Source organism: Streptomyces carpinensis (assembly GCF_002154505.1).
Taxonomy (GTDB): domain Bacteria; phylum Actinomycetota; class Actinomycetes; order Streptomycetales; family Streptomycetaceae; genus Streptomyces; species Streptomyces carpinensis.
The window spans coordinates 1-17,769 of sequence record NZ_MUBM01000415.1; the positions used below are offsets into that span (position 1 = coordinate 1).

The following is a 17,769-nucleotide window of genomic DNA, read 5'->3' on the forward strand; positions in this document are numbered from 1 at the left end:
GCGGCGCGGACGTCGACTTCGACGAGCAGGAAGCGGAGAACGCCGCCACCGACGGCCGGATCATCGGTCCCGACCGCACGCCCTACACCCTCCCCTCGGAGGCGTCGGGGCGTAAGGCGGTACAGCTGACACCCGGTCAGTACGTCGAGTTCGTCCTCCCGCGCGCCGCCAACGCCGTCACCGTGCGCTACAGCATTCCCGACGCGCCCACGGGTGGCGGGATAACCTCACCGCTGGACGTGACCGTCGACGGCCGGGACCGCGCGACCATGACGCTCACCTCCGCGTACTCCTGGCTCTACAACGAGTACCCGTTCAGCAACGACCCCCAGGCCGGCCCGCTGCACCCCGACTGGTGGACCACCGAGTGCTCGTGCGTGCCGTCCGCCACCACACCGGCCCCCGAGTTCCCCAAGCCGTTCCGCCCGTCCCACTTCTACGACGAACAGCGCCTCCTGCTGGGCCGAACGCACCGGGCCGGTGAGCGGATCCGTCTGACCGTGCCGCCCGGAAGCCGGGCCGCGTGGACGGTCGTGGACCTGCTCGACTCCCAGCTCGTCGCACCGCCCGTCAGGGATCGCGGTGCCGTGGACGTCCTGGCCCTCGGCGCCGATCCCACCGGCCGGCGGGACGCCGCCCCCGTCATCGAGCGCGCCGTCTCGGTCGCCCGGCGCACCGGCCGGGACGTCTACCTCCCGCCCGGCACCTACCGGGTGGACCGCCACATCGTCGTCGACGACGTCACGATCAGGGGAGCGGGCAACTGGTACACCGTCGTGAAGGGGCACCAGGTCACCCTGGAGCAGCCCGCGTCCGACGGCTCCCGCCACACCGGCGTCGGCTTCTACGGCCGCAGTCCCGCGGACGGCGGCAGCCACGACGTGCACCTCTCCGGCTTCGCCGTCGAGGGCGACGTCCGGGAACGGGTCGACACCGACCAGGTCAACGCCATCGGCGGCGCGATGAGCGACTCCAGCATCGACGGCCTGTACCTGCACCACACCAAGGTCGGTCTGTGGTTCGACGGCCCGATGTCGAACGTCCGGGTCACCGGCAACGTCATCGCCGACCAGATCGCCGACGGTCTCAACTTCCACACCGGAGTGACCGGCTCCGTCGTCCACGGCAACTTCGTCCGCAACACCGGGGACGACGGGCTGGCCATGTGGTCGGACGGGACCGCCGACTCGGGCAACACGTTCTCCCGCAACACGGTCCAGTCCCCGAGCCTCGCCAACGCCGTCGCGATCTACGGCGGGAAGGACAACACCGTCAGCGGCAACCTGGTCGCCGATCCCGTCCGCGAGGGCAGCGGGCTGCACGCCGGCTCCCGGTTCGGCGCCGTGCCCTTCACCGGCTCGCTCCGCTTCACCGACAACACCGCGGTCCGGTCCGGCGGCCTCGACCCGAACTGGAGGATCGGACTGGGAGCCATCTGGTTCTACGCCCTCGACGGCGGCATCGACGCCGACGTGCACGTCACCGGTGATCACTACCTCGACAGCACCTACAACGCGATCATGCTGGTCAGCGACTTCGGGGTGAAGGACGAGTACGGCATCCGGGCCGTCCACTTCAAGGACGTCCGCGTGGACGGAACGGGCACCTCCGTGGTCAGCGCCCGGGTGAGGGGATCGGCCACCTTCGAGAACGTGGACGCGCGCGGCGTCGGCGCCGTCGGCGTGAACAACTGCGGGTCGTTCAACTTCCCGGCCGGCGGTTCGGAGTTCAGCCTGTACGACCGGGGCGGCAACGACGGCGGCTGGCTCGCCCCCTGGCTGCTGCCCAACACCATCACGTGCGACGACCACCCGCCGGTGGTCGTGCCCCCGCCGCCGTCACGGTGGTGACGCGCGCCGCCGCCACCGGTACGTGCACCCGCTGCGCCGAACCGGTTCGACCGGGCGACCGCGCGTCATGTGCGGGTGAACCGTCACCGCCAACACGGGCCGGAACGCGGCGCAGTTGTGCGACTCCGAGGTGTTCGCGTGACGTGGATCCGGCGCGTTGGGGTACGCGGCGGGGGTGGCCGGTACTGGTGTGACCAAACCGCGGCGCGCGACGCCCCGTTCCTTCAGGGGCGGTTCGCCGCGCTCGGTGCTGGTCGTGATGTGCGTCGGCTACTTCCTGGTGCTGCTCGACGTCACGATCGTCAACGTCGCGCTGCCGGGGATCGGCTCCGCGCTGGGGGCCGGTGTGAGCGGTCTGCAGTGGGTGGTGGACGGCTACGCGCTGGCACTGGCCTCGCTGATGCTGACCGCCGGCACGGTGGGGGACCTGTACGGCCACAGACGCATCGTGCTGGCGGGCCTCGTCGTCTTCGGCGTGGGCTCGCTGGCCTGCGGTCTGGCCCCGGCCGTCGCGGTCCTGGTCGCCGCGCGGGTGGTGCAGGGTGTCGGAGCGGCGCTGCTGCTGCCCGGCACGCTGGCCATCATCACCCACGCGTTCCCCGACGAGGCCGGGCGGGCCAGGGCGATCGGGGTGTGGGCCGGAATCGGCAGCCTGGCCCTCCCCGCGGGCCCGCTGCTCGGTGGTGCGCTCGTCGACGGCTTCGGCTGGCGTGCGATCTTCCTGCTCAATGTGCCGATCGTGCTGCTGTCCCTGGTCTGGGCCGGGGCGATCGTCCCCGAGAGCAGGACACCGCACGCCCGCCGTCTGGACCTGCCCGGAGTGCTGCTGGGCGGAGTGCTGCTGCTGGCGACGACGTACGCGTTCATCGAGGGCGGACGATCCGGCGCCGCGTCGAAGGCGGTCGTCGTGGCCGCGGTGGTGGCCGTGGTGTCCCTGCTGGCGCTGATCGCGGTGGAGCGGCGACGCGGGGACGACGCGATGCTCCCGCTGAGGCTGTTCGGGCGCGCGGGCTTCGACGTCGCGAACACCGCGGCCGGCACGATGAACCTGGGCACCCTGGGCACGCTGTTCGTCCTGATGCTGTTCCTGCAGTTGATTCAGCATCGGGAGCCGCTCGGTGCGGGTCTGGCGATCGTTGCGCTGTTCGCCCCGCTCGCCGTGATCGCGCCGTTCGGCGGGCGGCTCACCAGCCGGATCGGGGCTCGTCTGCCGACCGCCGCCGGACTGCTCGTCGCGGCCGCCGGGCTGGCGCTGCTGACGCTCGCGACTCCGTCGTCCGGATACGGCACCCTGCTGCTCGCGTTCCTGCTCTGGGGCATCGGGCTGGGCCTGCTGACCCCCGCCGCCGTGGCCGCGGCCATCGCCGCCGTGCCCCACGACCGGGCCGGTCTCGCCTCCGCCATCAACAACACCGCACGCCAGGCCGGTGGCGCGATCGGCATCGCCGTGGCCGGCGCGATCGCGGGACAACCCGGAAACGGTCCGCACTTCATGCGCGGTTTCCACGTCGTCGCGCTGGGGTCGGCGCTCTTCTACGTCGCCGCGGCCGTCCTCGCGCTGGCTTTCCTGCCCGGAGCGCTGCTCCGCAGGGCCGGGCGCCACCGCTCGCCCGGCGGGGAGCGAGAGGGTTCAGCCGACACCGAGCCCGAGCGCCAGGACTCGCCACGCGATACCGGCTCGGGCTGACGCCGGGCGGACGAGTAGGGGCACCGAAGAGTCATACGGTCCGGCCGAACAGCTCCGTGCAGCGCGTCGGCAGCTGGGCCAGCAGATGGTCGACCTGTCCGCCGGTGACCGCGTCGGCGACGGTGGAAAGGACGGCGCACGCGTCCCACTCGGCGGTCCGCGGCCGGGCACCGGTCTGCTCGGCCACGCGCCAGAGGAACTCCTCGAAGCCGAAGGACTCGGGGTGGCCTCGCTCCAGGTGCAGAGCCTCGTTCAGGGGCGGGGGCAGCTGGGCCGCCAGACGGTCGGCCTCCTCAGAGGTGATCCGGGTGGCGAGCACCCACAGAACGGCCGTACTGACGTGCTCGGCCTCGTCCCGGCTGCGGTACTCCCCGCGGTCGCGGACCTCGTTCAGGAACTCCTCCAGTTTCACGGCGCCCTCCTGCCGTCGATCCGCACGCCACCGCCGCCCGGGTGCCCGGCGACCAGGCCCGGAAACGGCGCCGCCACGCACGAAGCCGGTGCGGCGCACCCGAGGTCCACGCCGCTGGGCCGCCGTGTGGGCCGCACGCGGTCGGGTACCCGGCGCGCGAGGATGGATGTAGCCGACCGGCACCGGCCCCGGAGGAGTACGAGGACGTCCGGAGGGAGCGCAACGATGCCGACGCGACTGATGGACCGGCAGGAAGTGTTCCGACTCGTCGAGCAGGAGATGGCTCAGCTGGTCGAGGTGCTGCCCCGGGAGCGGTACGAGCAGGTCCACCTCCCGGGCGCGTTGCAGATGGGGCTGCGTGACCTGGACCGGCAGGCGCGGGAGCGGCTGGACACCGCCCGGCCCGTGATCGTCTACTGCGCCGACGAGTTGTGCGACCTGAGCGCACGGGCGGCCGCCCGGCTCCAACAGCTCGGCTTCCGGCAGGTGTACGACTACGTGCCAGGCAAGGCGGACTGGCTCGCGGCGGGGCTGCCCAGGGAGGGAGAGATCGCCTCCACGCCGCTGTCCGGGGATGTCGCGGACCGCGACGTGCCCGTCTGCACGGTCGACCAGACGCTCGACGAGGCCCTGGCCGTGCTGGACGAGACCGGGCGGCGGGTGGGCGTGGTGACCGACGCCGACCAGGTGGTCATCGGCCTGCTCCGGCACGAGGACGCCGCCGCCCGAATCGGGGGAGTCGTGGACGACGTCCTGCAGTCCGGTCCGGCGACGGTCCGTGCCGATCGGCCGCTTCTCCCGCTGCTGGAGCGCATGGCGCGATCGGGGACGGCGGCCGTGCCTGTCACCGATCCGGAGGGGCACCTCCTCGGCCTTCTGGAACGCGAGGACGTCGAGCGCCTCGTCGCGCGAGGGGAAGTCGGGGCCGGCTGAACGACCCGGGCGCCTCCCACCACCACGGGCACAGGGCACCACTACCGCACGGGAACGATCGCGACCGGGCAGGCGGCGTGGTGCAGCACGGCGTGCGTCACCGTGCCCAGGGGCAGCCCCAGCCCGCCCTCGGCCGGGTGGCGCGGAAGCACCACGAGGCCGGCCCGTCTGGATGCCTCGACCAGTGCGGAGGCGGGCGAACCCACGGCCAGCTCGGTGGCCACGTGCACCTGCGGAAAGTCCCCGGCGACCCGGGCGGCCCGGTTCAGCAGTTGGGCGTGTTCGCGTTGCTCCCGGTCCACGTCGTCCACCTGCGGCACCACGAGTCCGGCATGGCGCAGTGGCGTCCAGGCGTGGACCAGGCGGACGGTGGCCCGACGCCGGTCGGCCTGGGCGAGGGCGAACCGTACGGCCGGCTCGTCCCGGTCGTCGCGTATCCCGGCCACGATGTCGCCGCCGGTGGCGCGTTCCGTGTCTCCGCGGGTGACGACCACCGGACGGTCGGCGTGTGCGGCGACCTTCAGGCTCACCGATCCGAGGAGCAGTTCGGCGAAGCCGCCACGCCCGCGGGTGCCGAGCACCACGATGTCGGCGTCCTCGGCCGAGTCGAGGATGGCCTCCGCCGGGTTCCCATGGACGAGGGCGGTGTCGACCGGCAGATTCGGGTGGTCGGCCCCGACCAGCGCCCGGCAGTCCTCCAGCATGCCGGTGGCCGCCTGGAAGACCTGTTCCGTCAGGCCCGCCCCGGTCTCGTCGTACCCGATCTCGGGGCCGGGGCCGACGGAGTGCACGATGCGCAACGCCATACCGTTCACCTGGGCTTCGGCGGCGGCCCAGTTCAAGGCGAGCCGGGAGTGCGACGTGTCGTCGATTCCCACGAGGACTCTGCCATGGCGATCGTCGGTCATCGGTGGTCGTTCCTTCACACGGAGCGGGCGAGGGCGGGGATGACGCCGCCGGCGAGGACTGCCCGGCGCTGCCGGTCGGAGAGCCGGTGGTGGAGGCCGTAGTCCTCGTCCCGGGTGGTGTTGTGGACGGTGAGGGTCGAGGGGCCTTCCGGCGCGAGCGCCTCGTGGAGCCCGTCGAGGCGCAGCCGGTCCCCGGGCCGGATGCGCGCGTGGTCCGCAGGGTCGTCGAACTCCAGGGGCAGGACACCGAAGTTGGCCAGGTTCTGCCAGTGGATGCGGGCGTAGGACTTCGCGATCACCGCACGCAGTCCGAGATGGCGCAAGGTGATCGCGGCGTGTTCACGGGAGGAGCCCTGTCCCCAGTTCTCGCCCGCGACGATCACGTGTCCGCCGCTCTCCCGCAGTTCGGCGGCGCGTCGGGGAAAGTCGGTGTCGAGCCGGGTGAGGGTGAACTCGGAGAGCTTGGGGATGTTGGAGCGGTAGGGGAGCGCCTTGGCCCCGGCGGGCGAGATCTCGTCCGTGGAGACGTCGTCGCCGGCCGTCAGCAGAACCGGGACGTCGATGGTGTCGGGCAGCGGATCCAGTTCGGGCAGGGCGGAGATGTTGGGGCCGCGTTCCAGCGGCACATGGACGGCTTCGGCGGCAGGCAGCGGGGGTTCGAGCATGGCGGTGTTCACCGTGGCCCGTTCCGGCAGGTCCAACTCGGGGTGCGGCACGTGCTGTTCGGCGGCCCAGTCGCGCGGGTCGGTGATGGTGCCGGTCAGCGCGGAGGCCGCCGCGGTCTCGGGGGAGCAGAGCCAGACCGCGTCCTCCTCGGTGCCGGAGCGGCCGGGGAAGTTGCGGGGGAAGGTGCGCAGCGAGTTCCGGCCGGCGGCGGGGGCCTGGCCCATGCCGATGCAGCCCAGGCAGCCGGCCTGGTGCACGCGCGCGCCGGCGGCCAGCAGATCGAAGGTGGCACCCGAGCGGGTGAGGTCCTGGAGGATCTCCCGCGAGGTCGGGTTCACGTCGAAGCTCACCGCCGGAGAGGTCTGCCGGCCGCGGACCATGGCGGCCGCGACGGCGAAGTCGCGCAGCCCGGGGTTGGCGGAGGAGCCGATCACGGCCTGCCCGATCGGTTCGCCCGCCACCTCGCGCACGGCGACCACGTTGCCCGGTGAGGTGGGCCTGGCGATCAGCGGTTGAAGGCCGGACAGATCGATGTCCTCGTCCAGGTCGTAGCGGGCGTCCGGCTCGGCGGCGATCTCGCGGAAGTCGTGCTCCCGGCCCTCGGCCCGCAGAAAGCCGCGTACGGCGTCGTCGGCGGGGAAGACCGACGTGGTGGCGCCCAGTTCGGCGCCCATGTTCGCGATGACGTGCCGGTCCATCGCGGTCAGCCGGTCCAGCCCCGGACCGTGGTACTCCAGGATGCGGCCCACCGCGCCCTTCACCCCGTGCCGGCGCAGCAGCTCCAGGATCACGTCCTTGGCGCTGACCCACTCGGGCAGCGCGCCGGTGAGCCGGATGCCCCAGATCTGCGGCATACGCACGTACAGCGGCTCTCCGGCCATGGCCAGGGCCACCTCCAGGCCGCCGACGCCGATGGCCAGCATGCCCAGCGAACCCGCGGCGCAGGTGTGGGAGTCGGAGCCGGCCAGGCTCTTGCCGGGGACGCCGAAGCGTTGCATGTGGGTCGGGTGGGAGACGCCGTTGCCGGGCTTTGAGTACCAGATGCCGTAGCGCCGGGCGGCCGAGCGCAGGAAGGCGTGGTCCTCCGCGTTGCGTTCGTCGGCCTGGAGCAGGTTGTGGTCGACGTACTGCACGCTCAGTTCCGTGCGCACCCGCCGCGGGCCGAGAGCGTCGAGTTCCTGCATCACCAGCGTGCCGGTGGCGTCCTGGGTGAGGGTCTGGTCGATCCGCAGGCCGATCTCCTCCCCGGCGGCCATACGGCCCTCCACCATGTGGTCCTCGATGAGCCGGTGCGCCACCGTCCCGCTCGAACGCCGCTCGCCGGCCATTGCGTCACCGCCCTCCCCGGTGCTGGTTCCACGCGGGCCGGGTGTGGCTCGCGCTCTCCGGATTCCTCGGACCTGTCCCGCGTACCCCTCTGCGCCCGCCGTACCGCGGTTGGCCGTGATCCCGCACGGGTACCCGGCGCCGGGAACGGCAGCAGGTGCAGGCAGGTGAAGTCTGAAGGGCGCATGCGATGACCGACGAAAGCCCCCGGCGGCCGGAAGGCGCTGAGAACCCTCGACGGGCGGCAGAGGCACCCGGCCACCGGACGCGAGAACCGGTGACGCGGGCCAGCTCGGGTGCCATCGGACGCCGTGTGCCGCGGACCGGTACCGAGCCGGCAACCGCCCAGAGTCCGCTCGGCCTGCGTCTCCTCCTGGCCGCGATCTTCCTGCCGGTCTTCTGCGGTGCGGCGGCGTTCTTCGGACTGTGGGCGGCGAACTGGAGCACCGGCAGCAGCCCCGGCCGCGGCGTCATCATCACCCTCGGTGCCGTGTGCGTGGTACTCGCCGCCATGACGGCGGTCGATCTCACGGTGGTGGTGCGCCGACTGCGGCGGGAACGCGGGGCCTGATCGTCACCCGCCCGTCCGTCTCGGGCACGGTCACGGACGAGCGGCTCCGCGGTCACGAACGGGCGGTCTCCGCATACCGCTGGCGCTCCGCGCACCACTCCTTGGCGATGTCGACCAGCTGGTCGAGCACATCCGGTTCCTGGAACAGATGCGTGGCCCCGGGCACCACGCGGACGGCGTGGGGCACGTGCAGTCGGTGGGCCGCCCTCTCGGTCAGCCTCAGCACTCCCGGTTCCCGCCCACCGGCGACGAACAGCACCGGTACACGTACCCGCTTGATCGTGTCGGTCCCCGGATCGGGCAGGCCGCCCCACAACACCACAGTCAGCACGCGGTCCGGCAGCTCCGCCGCGGCTTCGAGCACCGAGCCCGCCTGGGTGCCGACCCCGAAGAGGATGACCGGCAGTGCCCGGATGTCGGGCTGTATCTTGACCCAGTCGACCGCGGCCACCAGGCGGCGGGCCAGCAGCCCCGTGTCGAAGAGCTGCTCACCGCTCTCCGTGGCCCTGCGGTCCTCCCGCTCGCTGAGCAGGTCCACCAGCAGGGTGGCGATCCCGGAGGCCTGCAGGCGGGCGGCGATCGACCGGCTGTGCGGGTTGTGCCGGGAACTGTCGACCCCGTGCGGGAGCACCGCCATCACCTCGGCCGACGCCGGAACGGACAGGTCACCGTCAAGCGTGACGCGATCGGCAGGCACCGACACCGTCTCGGACATCATGGGTCATCACTCCCAGGCCACTCGGCTTAGAACACTTCCACTGCTCGACCGGGTACCCGCCCCGGACGCACCGGATTGCCCCTGTTTGCTCCGAAGTCCGGGATCGGATCGGCCGGGAGGGCGTGAGCCGTTCCCGTGGCCGAGAAGTCCGTGAGCGGGTTGGCCCCGTGGTCGCGGAGGCCGTTCAGCGCTGGTAGAGCCCGACCAGGGTGCCGCTGGCGAGTTGCCGCTTCTCGACCTCCTCGTGCACCTGGGCGGCGCTGGGCGCGTCGGGGAGGACACAGGGCTCCGAGAGCGCGTACAGGCGGAAGAAGTAGTGGTGCGCCTCGTCGCCCGGCGGGGGATGGGGTCCGCCCCAGCCCCGTTCACCGTAGCTGTTGACCAGTTCGGTGCCGCCGGGCGGGCACTCTCCGGTGGAGACGCCCTCGCTGTGTGGATCGATGCCGACCACGACCCAGTGGGCGAACGTGCCCGAGGGCGCGTCGGGATCCTCGCACAGCAGCACGAGCTCGGCCGCGTCGTCCGGCGCGCCGCTCCAGGTGAGGGGTGGGGAGACGCTCTCTCCCTCGTACGCGTACCGGCGCGCGATGAAGGAGTGATCGTTGAAAGCGCTGCTAGAGAGTTCGATGCCAGCCATGCGTGCCGGGTGCCCCTCGGCGAGCGTCCTTACCCGGCTCGAGCCACCTCACGCACGGCATACGGCGGTGGTTCGCGGTGGTGGTGGTTCGCGGTGGTGAGGAGCAGGGGCGGGGCTCCTCACCACCGGGGCTCACAGGTACTTCTTCAGTTCGCGGCGTGCCAGTGAGCGTTGGTGGACCTCGTCCGGACCGTCCGCGAGCATCAGGGTGCGCGCACCGGCGTACAGCTCGGCCAGGGGGAAGTCCTGGCTGACGCCGCCCGCGCCGTGCAGCTGGATCGCCCGGTCGATGATGCCGACCACCGCGCGGGGAGTGGCGATCTTGATGGCCTGGATCTCCGTGTGGGCACCGCGGTTGCCGACGGTGTCCATCAGCCAGGCCGTCTTCAGGACCAGCAGTCGCAGCTGCTCGACCTGGACCCGGGCGTCCGCGATCCAGTTCTGGATCACTCCCTGCTGTGCCAGCGCCTTGCCGAAGGCGGTGCGCGACACGGCCCGCCGGCACATCAGCTCTATAGCCCGTTCCGCCATGCCGATGAGCCGCATGCAGTGGTGGATACGGCCCGGGCCGAGGCGGGCCTGGGCGATGGCGAAGCCGCCGCCCTCCTCGCCGATCAGGTTCGAGGCCGGCACCCGGGCGTGGTCGAAGACGACCTCGGCGTGGCCGCCGTGGTAGTGGTCCTCGTAGCCGAAGACCTGCATGGCCCGCGTCACGGTGACGCCGGGGGTGTCGCGCGGGACCAGGACCATCGACTGCTGGCGGCGGATGTCGGCGCCGTCCGGATCCGTCTTGCCCATCACGATGAAGATCTTGCAGTCCGGGTGCATGGCGCCGGAGATGTACCACTTGCGGCCGGTGATGACGTACTCATCGCCGTCCCGCTCGATGTGGGTGGTGATGTTGGTTGCGTCCGAGGAGGCCACCTCCGGCTCGGTCATCGCGAAGGCCGAGCGGATCTCACCCGCCAGCAGCGGCTCCAGCCACTGTTTCTTCTGCCGCTCGTTGCCGAACTGCGCCAGCACCTCCATGTTGCCGGTGTCGGGGGCCGCGCAGTTGGTGGCGGTGGGCGCGAGCTGCGGGGAGCGGCCGGTGATCTCGGCCAGCGGGGCGTACTGGAGGTTGGTCAGACCGGCGCCGTACTCGGCGTCGGGCAGGAAGAGGTTCCACAGGCCCTGCCGGCGGGCCTCGGCCTTCAGCTCCTCCACCACCGGGGGGTTTTCCCACGGCGAGGCGAGCCGTGCGCGCTGTTCGTGCGCGACCTGCTCGGCGGGGTGGACGTACTCGTCCATGAAGGCGAGGAGCCGGGCGCGCAGTTCCTCGGTGCGGGCGTCGAACGCGAAGTCCATGACGGGTCAGTCCTCCTGAAGGCCTTCGTGAAGAGTGGTCAGGCCGTGCTGGATGAAGACGGGAACGAGGTCGCCGATGCGGTCGAAGCCGCGGCCGACCGTCTGCCCGAGTGTGTACCGGTAGTGGATGCCCTCCAGGATCACGGCGAGCTTGAACCAGGCGAACGCGGTGTACCAGTCGACGGCGCAGACGTCGCGCCCCGAGCGCGCGGCGTACCGTTCGATCAGTTCGGCGGGCGAGGGGTGCCCGGGGGCCTCGGCGGTGGTGGACACCGGGGAGTGGGGCATGCCCAGCGGGGTGCTGTACATGACGAGCAGGCCCAGGTCGGTGAGCGGGTCGCCGAGGGTGGACATCTCCCAGTCGAGGATCGCCTTGATCTCGTCGGTGCCCTCCAGCGGCTCGGTTCGCCCCGCCGGCTCACTCGCCAAGCCGATCAGGACGTTGTCGAGACGGTAGTCGCCGTGCACGACTGTGGGCGCGGGAGAGGCCGGCAGCCGGCGGCTCAGCGCGGCGTGCAGCTCGTCGATGCCGCTCAGCTCGCGGTTGCGGGAGGCGTCCAGCTGCTTGCCCCAGCGCCGCAGCTGCCGGTCCAGGAAGCCCTCGGGCCGGCCGAAGTCGCCGAGGCCCACGGCGACGGGGTCCACCGCGTGCAGCTCCACCAGGGTGTCGACGAGCGACAGCACCACGTCACGGGTGCGCTCCTCACCCAGCGGGGCGAGTTGGTCGGCGGTGCGGTACGGGGTGCCCTCGACGAACTCCATGACGTAGAACGGCGCCCCCAGCACCTCCTCGTCCTCGCACAGCAGCACCGGGCGGGGCACCGGCACGCTGGTGGGGTGCAGGGCGCTGATCACCCGGTGCTCACGCCTCATGTCGTGCGCGGTGGCCAGCACGTGTCCGAGCGGCGGCCGCCGTACGACCCACTTCGAGACACCGTCCGAGAGCGCGTACGTCAGGTTCGACCGTCCGCCCTCGATCAGCCGGCCGGTCAGGGGGCCGCGCACCAGGCCGGGCCGCTCACGGTCGAGCAGACCGCGCAGCCGGTCGAGATCGAGTCCGGGCGGATGGTCAGGGCTCATCGAACGCTCCTGGGAACAAGACGACATCAGGTCCCGACCATCATCCTGACTAGTCGGTATGTCGTCCAGTCCGGCGCCTGTCATGTGTGTCATGTCGCACAGACCCCGGTGGTGAGTGGTAGGAGGCCACCCTTTCCCGCCCCTTCGTGCTCCGTGACTTCATCGACCGACCAACCGGGTGCCGGCGAAGGGTGGCGGTCGAGGTCGAGGCCGCGCCGGCCCGCCTCAGCGCAGTGCGGCGGCCACCAGCCCGTGGACGTCCCCAGGTGCCACCCTTCCGCCGTTCACCAGGCGGTCGAAGACCAGTCCGTCCACACAGGTCAGCAAGGTGACCGTGCGTTCCTCGGCGTCGGCGACGCCTTGCGCGGCCAGGAAGGCGCGCACCACGTCCCGGCCCGCGTTCTCGCGCGGTGTGAGGATCTCCCGCAGTTCGGGATGGTGCACGCTCTCGATGGCGCACGCGTAACGCGCCAGGGAGCGTCGCCGTCCGTCGCCTGTGAGCCGCCGCTCGGCGAGGGCGATGATCCCGGCCACGAGTTCGCCGGCGTCGCGCGGCACCGGTGTCCGTTCCCCGGCCTCCTGTAGTTCCGCCTGGTCGAGCGCGACCAGGCGCCGCACCAGGGCGGTGAGCAGGGCCTGACGCGTGCGGAAGTAGGCGGAGGTCGTACCCGGTGGCACGGTGGCCTCCCGGTCCACCGCGCGATGGGTCAGCCCGCGCATCCCGCTGCGGGCGAGTACGTCGATGGCGGCGTCGGCGAGAACGGCGCGTCGGTCCCTGGGCACCCCCTATTTCTACACCTGTAGAGGGCCGTGGGTAGTCTTGGGCCCGGTGCTTCTACATCTGTAGAAGAACCGGGTACGCACGGGGCGTCGGGAGGACGGACATGGGAGACAGCGCGGTGGTGGTCGGCGGGGGCATCGGCGGGCTCGCCGCGGCGATCGGTCTGCGGCAGGCCGGCCGGCAGGTGACGGTCCTCGAACGCGCCCGGGAGCTCGCCGACGTGGGCGCGGGCATCTCGCTGCACGCCAACGGCATGCGCGCGCTCGACGCCCTCGGTGTCGGCGACGCCGTACGCGCGGCCGCCCGGCCCCAGTACACCGGAGGCACCCGCGCTCCGGGCGGCGGATGGCTGGCCAGGATGGACGGATCCGCCCTCGAACGAGCGCTCGGGACGCCGATCGTCGGCATCCCCCGCGCCGAGCTGCACCGCGTGCTGCGCGCCGCGCTGCCGCCCGGGTGCCTGCGCATCGGGACGGAGGTGGCGTCCGTCGCGCAGGCCGGCCCCGGCCCGCTGCGCGTGTCCGTCGTCGGAAGCACCCCCGACGACGCCGAGACCCTGGACGCGGACCTGGTCGTGGCCGCCGACGGCGTGAACAGCGGGCTGCGCGCTCAGCTGTTCCCCCACCACCCGGGCCCCGCCTACAGCGGCTCGACGGTCCTGCGCGCCGTCACCGAGCACCCCGTCGAGCTGGGCACCGACTTCGAACTCACCTGGGGCCGGGGCGCGGAGTTCGGCCACATCGCCTTCCGTGACGGCCGGGCCGAGTGGCACGCCGTGCTCAACTCCCCGCCCGGCCTGCGCCTCGCCGACCCCCTCGGCGCGATGCGGCGCCGGTTCGCCCGCTGGCACGCGCCGATTCCCGCTCTGCTGGAGGCCACCCGTCCCGACGCCGTCCTGCACCACGACATCCACGAACTGAGGACGCCGCTGCCCGCCTACATCGCCGGCCGGATCGTCCTTCTCGGGGACGCCGCGCACGCCATGACGCCCAACCTCGGTCAGGGTGCCTGCCAGGCCCTGGAGGACGCGGCCACGCTGGCCGCCGCGCTCGCCACCGCCCCGACGGTCGAGTCGGCCCTGGCCCGCTACGACGCGCAGCGCCGTCCACGCAGCCAGTCCGTCGCCCGCGCGGCCCGTCAGGCCGGCCGCATGGGCCAGCAGTTGACCAACCCCCTCGCCGTGGCCGCCCGTGACACGGCCCTGCGGCTCGCACCGTCCGGCGCGACCGTACGGGCCATCCTCCGGCACGCCGACTGGAGGCCGCCGGGCCGGCCCTGACCGTGCCCGCGCTTCGGGAAGGCCCCGAAGCGTGGGCACCGGAAGGGCGGGCGTCGGGCGCGGTCCGGGCTGGGGTCTTCCTCCTTGCCATGCCCGGCGGCGGCACCTTGGCCCCCAGGGGCCCCCGGCGACTGGGGCGCCGCCGCACGAGGCGGCCTCCGGGCCGCGGCGGCCCGGCGCTCTACGGCTCGCGGTGCCGGTCGGGTGTCCGGGCGGGGATGCCACGAAGCGCGGGCGTCGGGCGCGGGTCCGGGCCGGGGTCTTCCTCCGCGCCGCGCCCGGCGGCGGCACCTCGGCCCCCAGGGGCCCCCGGCGACTGGGGCGCCGCCGCCCGTGGCGGCCTCCGGGCCGCGGCGGCCCGGCGCTCTACGGCTCGCGGTGCCGGTCGGGTGTCCGGGACACCCGCTCGGCGCCGGGGGAGCCCGCGGCGACCTCCTCGGAGTCGAGATCCTGGTCGACGCCGAGGACCTGGTCGCCGTACAGGTCCTCGAGCCAGGTCCGCTGGTAGATGGTGTCCAGGTAGCGCTCGCCGAGGTCCGGGGCGATGGCCACCGCGGTCAGGTCGTCCTTCTCGTGCCCGGCCAGCCACTCCATCGCGCCGCTGACCACCGTGCCGGTGGAGCCGCCGAACAGGAATCCGCGTCTGGCCAGCCGGTGACAGGCTCGGATGGTGTCCGCCTCCTCCACCCGGACGACCTCGTCGACGAAGGACTCGTCCAGCAGCGGCGGGCGCATGCTCATGCCCAGGCCGGGAATCATCCGTCGGCCCGGCTCACCGCCGAAGGCCACCGAGCCGACGGTGTCCACCGCGACGATCCGCACCGGCCGCTGCCACTCGCGGAAGTAGCGCGCGCACCCCATCAGCGTCCCCGTGGTGCCCGCCCCCACGAACAGCACGTCCAGCCGCGGGAACTGGCGGGCGATCTCCGGCGCCGTCCGGCGGTAGTGCGCCTGCCAGTTGCCCGGATTGGTGTACTGGCTCAGCCACACGTACCGCTCGTCGGAGGCGCACAGCGCGCGGACGTAGTCGATCCGGGCGCCGAGGAAGCCCCCGTTGGAGTCCAGGTCGGAGATGACCTGGACCTCGCTGCCCAGCGCCTCCATCAGCAGTCTGGTCGACAGGTTGCAGCGGGAGTCCGTGACGCAGAGGAACCGGTAGCCCTTGCTGGCCGCGATCATACTGAGCGCGACCCCGAGGTTGCCGGAGGAGGACTCGATGAGGATCGAGTCCTGCGACAGCAGTCCCTCCCGCTCCGCCGTCTCCACCATCTCGATCGCGGCCTTCAACTTGATCGAACCGGCGAAGTTGAAGCCCTCGCACTTCAGGTAGAGCGAGCGCCCGAGGATCGGCTGCAGGTCGACGTAGAGCTGGCCTTCGTTGAAAGCGTGGGGAGCGGAGATGACGGGCACGCTGGCCTCCTGGTGCCTGGGCCGAGAAATGGGGACGATCAGCCGAATGGGGCGATCACCCGTACCGGCGCAGCTCGTGGAAGAAGTCGTCGACGACATGAAGCCGCCCGGACCGGGCCACCTCGTCGTGGACGTACTTGCCGACGGCGAGATCGAGGACTCCGAGGCCGAAGGGGGAGAAGACCACGGTGCGGTCGGCCGGCGGTTCCACCCGGCCGGTCAGGACGTCGTCGAGGGTGCCGTCCAGGAAGTCCCGGCCGCCGGTGAGCTGTTCGGCCAGGTGCGGGGAGGTGTCGGCCTTCAGGCAGTGCTCGACGTCGTCGACGAAGTTGGCCGACTCGAGCAGGATCCGCGGGTCGAGGTCGCGCAGCGAGACGTGCAGGACCACCGGGTGATGGGCGAACCAGGACGGCTCGGTGACGTGCGGCCGGCCCGCCACGGTGGCGAAGACCACCAGGTCGCTGGCGCGGATCAGTTCCTCGGGGCTGCCGTGGACGGTGACCGCTCCGGCGGATCCGGCCGGCCCGGCACCGGCCTGCTCCAGATAACCGCGGAAACCGGCGGCGCTGTCGGCGGACACGTCGTACACACCGACGGTGTCGAAGCTCCAGCCGGTGCCGGCGAGGAACGTGTGGATGTAGCGGGCGATCAGGCCGGTGCCGAAGAAGCCGACCCGGGTGGGCCGGGGGCGGTTGCGGCAGAGCCGGTCCGCGGCCAGGGCCGCGGACGCCGCCGTCCTGGTGGCGCTGATGATGGAGCTCTCCAGGCAGGCGAACGGGTAGCCGGTGTCGTGGTCGTTGAGGATCAGCACCGCCGACGCCCGGGGCACGCCGGCCGCGACGTTCTCCGGGAAGCTGGAGATCCACTTCAGGCCGTCCACGGCCACCGGCCCGCCGACGGAGGCCGGCAGCGCGATGATCCGGGATGTGGGCCGGTCGGGGAAGCGCAGGAAATACGACGGCGGGTTCACCGTCTGCCCCGCGCCGTGCAGCCGGTAGGTGGCCTCCACCAGGTCCACGATCTCCCTCTCGCGGCCCTGGAGCGCCTGCTGGACCTGTGCGCCGGAGATCACCGCGAAGGCCGGTACGGGAGCCGGACCGCGGGCGCCGGTCTCGGGGGCGGAGGACGTCACAGAAGTCATCGCCGGGTTCCCTCCGGAGTCGGGCGGCCCTCGGCGAGAAGCCGGGGCTCGGCCATGGCGACCAGCACCTCACGCTCGCCGGTGAACGGCTCTCTGCTGTGCGCGGTGCGGATGTTGTCGACCAGCATCAGGTCGCCGGACTGCCAGGACTCGCGTCGGGTGTGCTCCTCGTAGGTGGCGTTGAGCAGCTGCACGACGTCCTCACCGATCGCCGTGCCGTCCCCGTAGCGGGTGTTGAACGGCAGCCCGTCCTCCCCGTACTCGTCCACCAGGTACTCGCGCACCTCCGGCGCCAGCGTCCACTGGTTGAGGAAGGCGATCTGGTTGAACCAGCAGCGGCGGCCGGTGACCGGATGCCGCAGGACGGCGGCGCGGCGCTGACGGGTGCGCAGGGACCCGTCCGGCTGCCAGTCGAAGTCGATGGCGTGGGCGCGGCAGTAGTTCTCGACGGTCTCCCGGTCGTCCGAGCCGAACGACTCGGCCAGGGACGCCCCGATCTCGTCGTTGTAGCTGCGGGTGAGCAGCCAGCCCTCGCGTTCGAACCGCTCGGTCAGCTCGGCGGGCAGCGCCCGCAGCACCTCCTCGGCGTCGGCCACCGCGGTCGCCCCGCCCTGGGCGGGCGCGGCGAGGCACGCGAAGAGCATCAGACCCGGAACCCGCAGCGCGTAACTGAGCTCGTGGTGCATGCACATCGGCTGGTTGTCCGGCCAGGCGGTGGATGAGTACAGCCCCGCGCCGTGCGAGGTCCGGGAAGCGAACGCCTCCCGCTCCGCCATGAGGTCACCGGCCAGCCCGGTGAAGACGGCCCTGACCTGCTCCGGCTCCCGCAGCCCCAGACCGCGCACCAGTACCGCGCCGTGCTCGGTGACCTGCGCGCGCAGCGCGGGGCGGTACTCGGCCGCCCAGCCTGCCGCGTCGACCGGGGTCTCGACGTGCAGGACCGGTGGCCGGTCCGGTCGCTGCTCCACCTCCAGCAGCGACGCCGGGGACGAGAACGACATCTCGGTTTCCTTTCGTTGGGCG

At 72.2% G+C, this 17,769-nt stretch carries 16 protein-coding genes; 5 read left to right on the top strand and 11 right to left on the bottom strand.

The genetic code is table 11. The features are described from left to right. Together BZY54_RS41055 and BZY54_RS41060 are read left to right on the top strand one after the other, a co-directional pair. Nucleotides 1–1,850 (top strand): glycosyl hydrolase family 28-related protein (locus BZY54_RS41055; RefSeq protein WP_107419952.1); only part of this gene is annotated, 1,850 nt, incomplete at its 5' end. Between the two features lie 190 nt (nt 1,851–2,040). Continuing rightward, nucleotides 2,041–3,537, top strand: a complete 1,497-nt coding sequence (locus BZY54_RS41060; RefSeq protein WP_244217587.1) for an MFS transporter — start codon at nt 2,041–2,043, stop codon at nt 3,535–3,537. Nucleotides 3,538–3,568: 31 nt separating this feature from the next. On the opposite strand, the gene BZY54_RS41065 is transcribed toward BZY54_RS41060, so the two are convergent. After that, nucleotides 3,569–3,949 (bottom strand): DUF2267 domain-containing protein, encoded by a 381-nt coding sequence (locus BZY54_RS41065; protein ID WP_086730460.1) that lies wholly within the window; start codon nt 3,947–3,949, stop codon nt 3,569–3,571. 225 nt (nt 3,950–4,174) lie between these two features. Between BZY54_RS41065 and BZY54_RS49915 the strand changes: the two genes are divergently transcribed. After that, nucleotides 4,175–4,882, top strand: a complete 708-nt coding sequence (locus BZY54_RS49915; RefSeq protein ID WP_107419953.1) for a CBS domain-containing protein — start codon at nt 4,175–4,177, stop codon at nt 4,880–4,882. Between the two features lie 41 nt (nt 4,883–4,923). Here BZY54_RS49915 and BZY54_RS41075 read toward each other — a convergent pair whose 3' ends face one another. Further along, complete coding sequence (locus BZY54_RS41075; RefSeq protein WP_086730461.1) at nt 4,924–5,790, bottom strand: universal stress protein; 867 nt, start codon at nt 5,788–5,790, stop codon at nt 4,924–4,926. Between the two features lie 14 nt (nt 5,791–5,804). After that, a complete protein-coding gene (locus BZY54_RS41080) occupies nt 5,805–7,784 on the bottom strand; it encodes an aconitate hydratase (protein ID WP_086730462.1) in 1,980 nt (659 codons plus the stop codon). A gap of 311 nt (nt 7,785–8,095) precedes the next feature. Between BZY54_RS41080 and BZY54_RS41085 the strand changes: the two genes are divergently transcribed. Beyond that, on the top strand, nt 8,096–8,353 hold the full coding sequence (locus BZY54_RS41085; RefSeq protein WP_341868733.1) for a DUF6343 family protein: 258 nt from the start codon (nt 8,096–8,098) through the stop codon (nt 8,351–8,353). Between the two features lie 52 nt (nt 8,354–8,405). Here BZY54_RS41085 and BZY54_RS41090 read toward each other — a convergent pair whose 3' ends face one another. The 5 genes from BZY54_RS41090 to BZY54_RS41110 all read right to left on the bottom strand — a co-directional run bounded on the left by BZY54_RS41090 (nt 8,406) and on the right by BZY54_RS41110 (nt 12,918). Further along, nucleotides 8,406–9,071 (bottom strand): dienelactone hydrolase family protein, encoded by a 666-nt coding sequence (locus BZY54_RS41090; protein WP_167414155.1) that lies wholly within the window; start codon nt 9,069–9,071, stop codon nt 8,406–8,408. A 184-nt stretch (nt 9,072–9,255) separates the two neighbouring features. Then, nucleotides 9,256–9,708, bottom strand: coding sequence for a YbhB/YbcL family Raf kinase inhibitor-like protein (locus tag BZY54_RS41095; RefSeq protein ID WP_086730464.1), 453 nt, complete (start codon nt 9,706–9,708; stop codon nt 9,256–9,258). Nucleotides 9,709–9,840: 132 nt separating this feature from the next. Further along, nucleotides 9,841–11,055: an acyl-CoA dehydrogenase family protein gene (locus BZY54_RS41100; RefSeq protein ID WP_086730465.1), complete on the bottom strand. Its 1,215-nt coding sequence runs from the start codon at nt 11,053–11,055 to the stop codon at nt 9,841–9,843. A 6-nt stretch (nt 11,056–11,061) separates the two neighbouring features. Continuing rightward, on the bottom strand, nt 11,062–12,135 hold the full coding sequence (locus tag BZY54_RS41105) for a phosphotransferase family protein (RefSeq protein ID WP_086730466.1): 1,074 nt from the start codon (nt 12,133–12,135) through the stop codon (nt 11,062–11,064). A 225-nt stretch (nt 12,136–12,360) separates the two neighbouring features. After that, on the bottom strand, nt 12,361–12,918 hold the full coding sequence (locus tag BZY54_RS41110; RefSeq protein ID WP_086730467.1) for a TetR/AcrR family transcriptional regulator: 558 nt from the start codon (nt 12,916–12,918) through the stop codon (nt 12,361–12,363). Nucleotides 12,919–13,019: 101 nt separating this feature from the next. Between BZY54_RS41110 and BZY54_RS41115 the strand changes: the two genes are divergently transcribed. Continuing rightward, the gene (locus BZY54_RS41115) at nt 13,020–14,195 is read left to right on the top strand and encodes an FAD-dependent monooxygenase (RefSeq protein WP_086730468.1); all 1,176 of its coding nucleotides are present in this window, start codon (nt 13,020–13,022) and stop codon (nt 14,193–14,195) included. A gap of 366 nt (nt 14,196–14,561) precedes the next feature. Here BZY54_RS41115 and sbnA read toward each other — a convergent pair whose 3' ends face one another. From sbnA to BZY54_RS41130, 3 genes are read right to left on the bottom strand one after another with little or no spacing between them, the layout of a single operon-like run. Further along, nucleotides 14,562–15,605 (bottom strand): 2,3-diaminopropionate biosynthesis protein SbnA, encoded by a 1,044-nt coding sequence (gene sbnA, locus BZY54_RS41120; RefSeq protein ID WP_086730469.1) that lies wholly within the window; start codon nt 15,603–15,605, stop codon nt 14,562–14,564. A gap of 55 nt (nt 15,606–15,660) precedes the next feature. Continuing rightward, a complete protein-coding gene (sbnB, locus tag BZY54_RS41125; RefSeq protein ID WP_086730470.1) occupies nt 15,661–16,746 on the bottom strand; it encodes a 2,3-diaminopropionate biosynthesis protein SbnB in 1,086 nt (361 codons plus the stop codon). Then, nucleotides 16,743–17,747 carry a TauD/TfdA family dioxygenase gene (locus BZY54_RS41130; RefSeq protein ID WP_086730471.1) on the bottom strand — a complete coding sequence of 335 codons (1,005 nt, stop codon included), beginning with the start codon at nt 17,745–17,747 and terminating at the stop codon, nt 16,743–16,745. Before BZY54_RS41130 ends, sbnB begins: the two co-directional genes overlap by 4 nt. Nucleotides 17,748–17,769: the final 22 nt, after the last annotated feature.

What these genes read in the sequence shown, in the direction of transcription:
- BZY54_RS49915 (WP_107419953.1), top strand. Translation starts at nt 4,175, where the DNA reads ATGCCGACGCGACTGATGGACCGGCAGGAAGTGTTCCGACTCGTCGAG.
- BZY54_RS41075 (WP_086730461.1), bottom strand. Translation starts at nt 5,790, where the DNA reads ATGACCGACGATCGCCATGGCAGAGTCCTCGTGGGAATCGACGACACG.
- BZY54_RS41080 (WP_086730462.1), bottom strand. Translation starts at nt 7,784, where the DNA reads ATGGCCGGCGAGCGGCGTTCGAGCGGGACGGTGGCGCACCGGCTCATC.
- BZY54_RS41090 (WP_167414155.1), bottom strand. Translation starts at nt 9,071, where the DNA reads ATGATGTCCGAGACGGTGTCGGTGCCTGCCGATCGCGTCACGCTTGAC.
- BZY54_RS41095 (WP_086730464.1), bottom strand. Translation starts at nt 9,708, where the DNA reads ATGGCTGGCATCGAACTCTCTAGCAGCGCTTTCAACGATCACTCCTTC.
- BZY54_RS41100 (WP_086730465.1), bottom strand. Translation starts at nt 11,055, where the DNA reads ATGGACTTCGCGTTCGACGCCCGCACCGAGGAACTGCGCGCCCGGCTC.
- BZY54_RS41105 (WP_086730466.1), bottom strand. Translation starts at nt 12,135, where the DNA reads ATGAGCCCTGACCATCCGCCCGGACTCGATCTCGACCGGCTGCGCGGT.
- BZY54_RS41115 (WP_086730468.1), top strand. Translation starts at nt 13,020, where the DNA reads ATGGGAGACAGCGCGGTGGTGGTCGGCGGGGGCATCGGCGGGCTCGCC.
- sbnB (WP_086730470.1), bottom strand. Translation starts at nt 16,746, where the DNA reads ATGACTTCTGTGACGTCCTCCGCCCCCGAGACCGGCGCCCGCGGTCCG.
- BZY54_RS41130 (WP_086730471.1), bottom strand. Translation starts at nt 17,747, where the DNA reads ATGTCGTTCTCGTCCCCGGCGTCGCTGCTGGAGGTGGAGCAGCGACCG.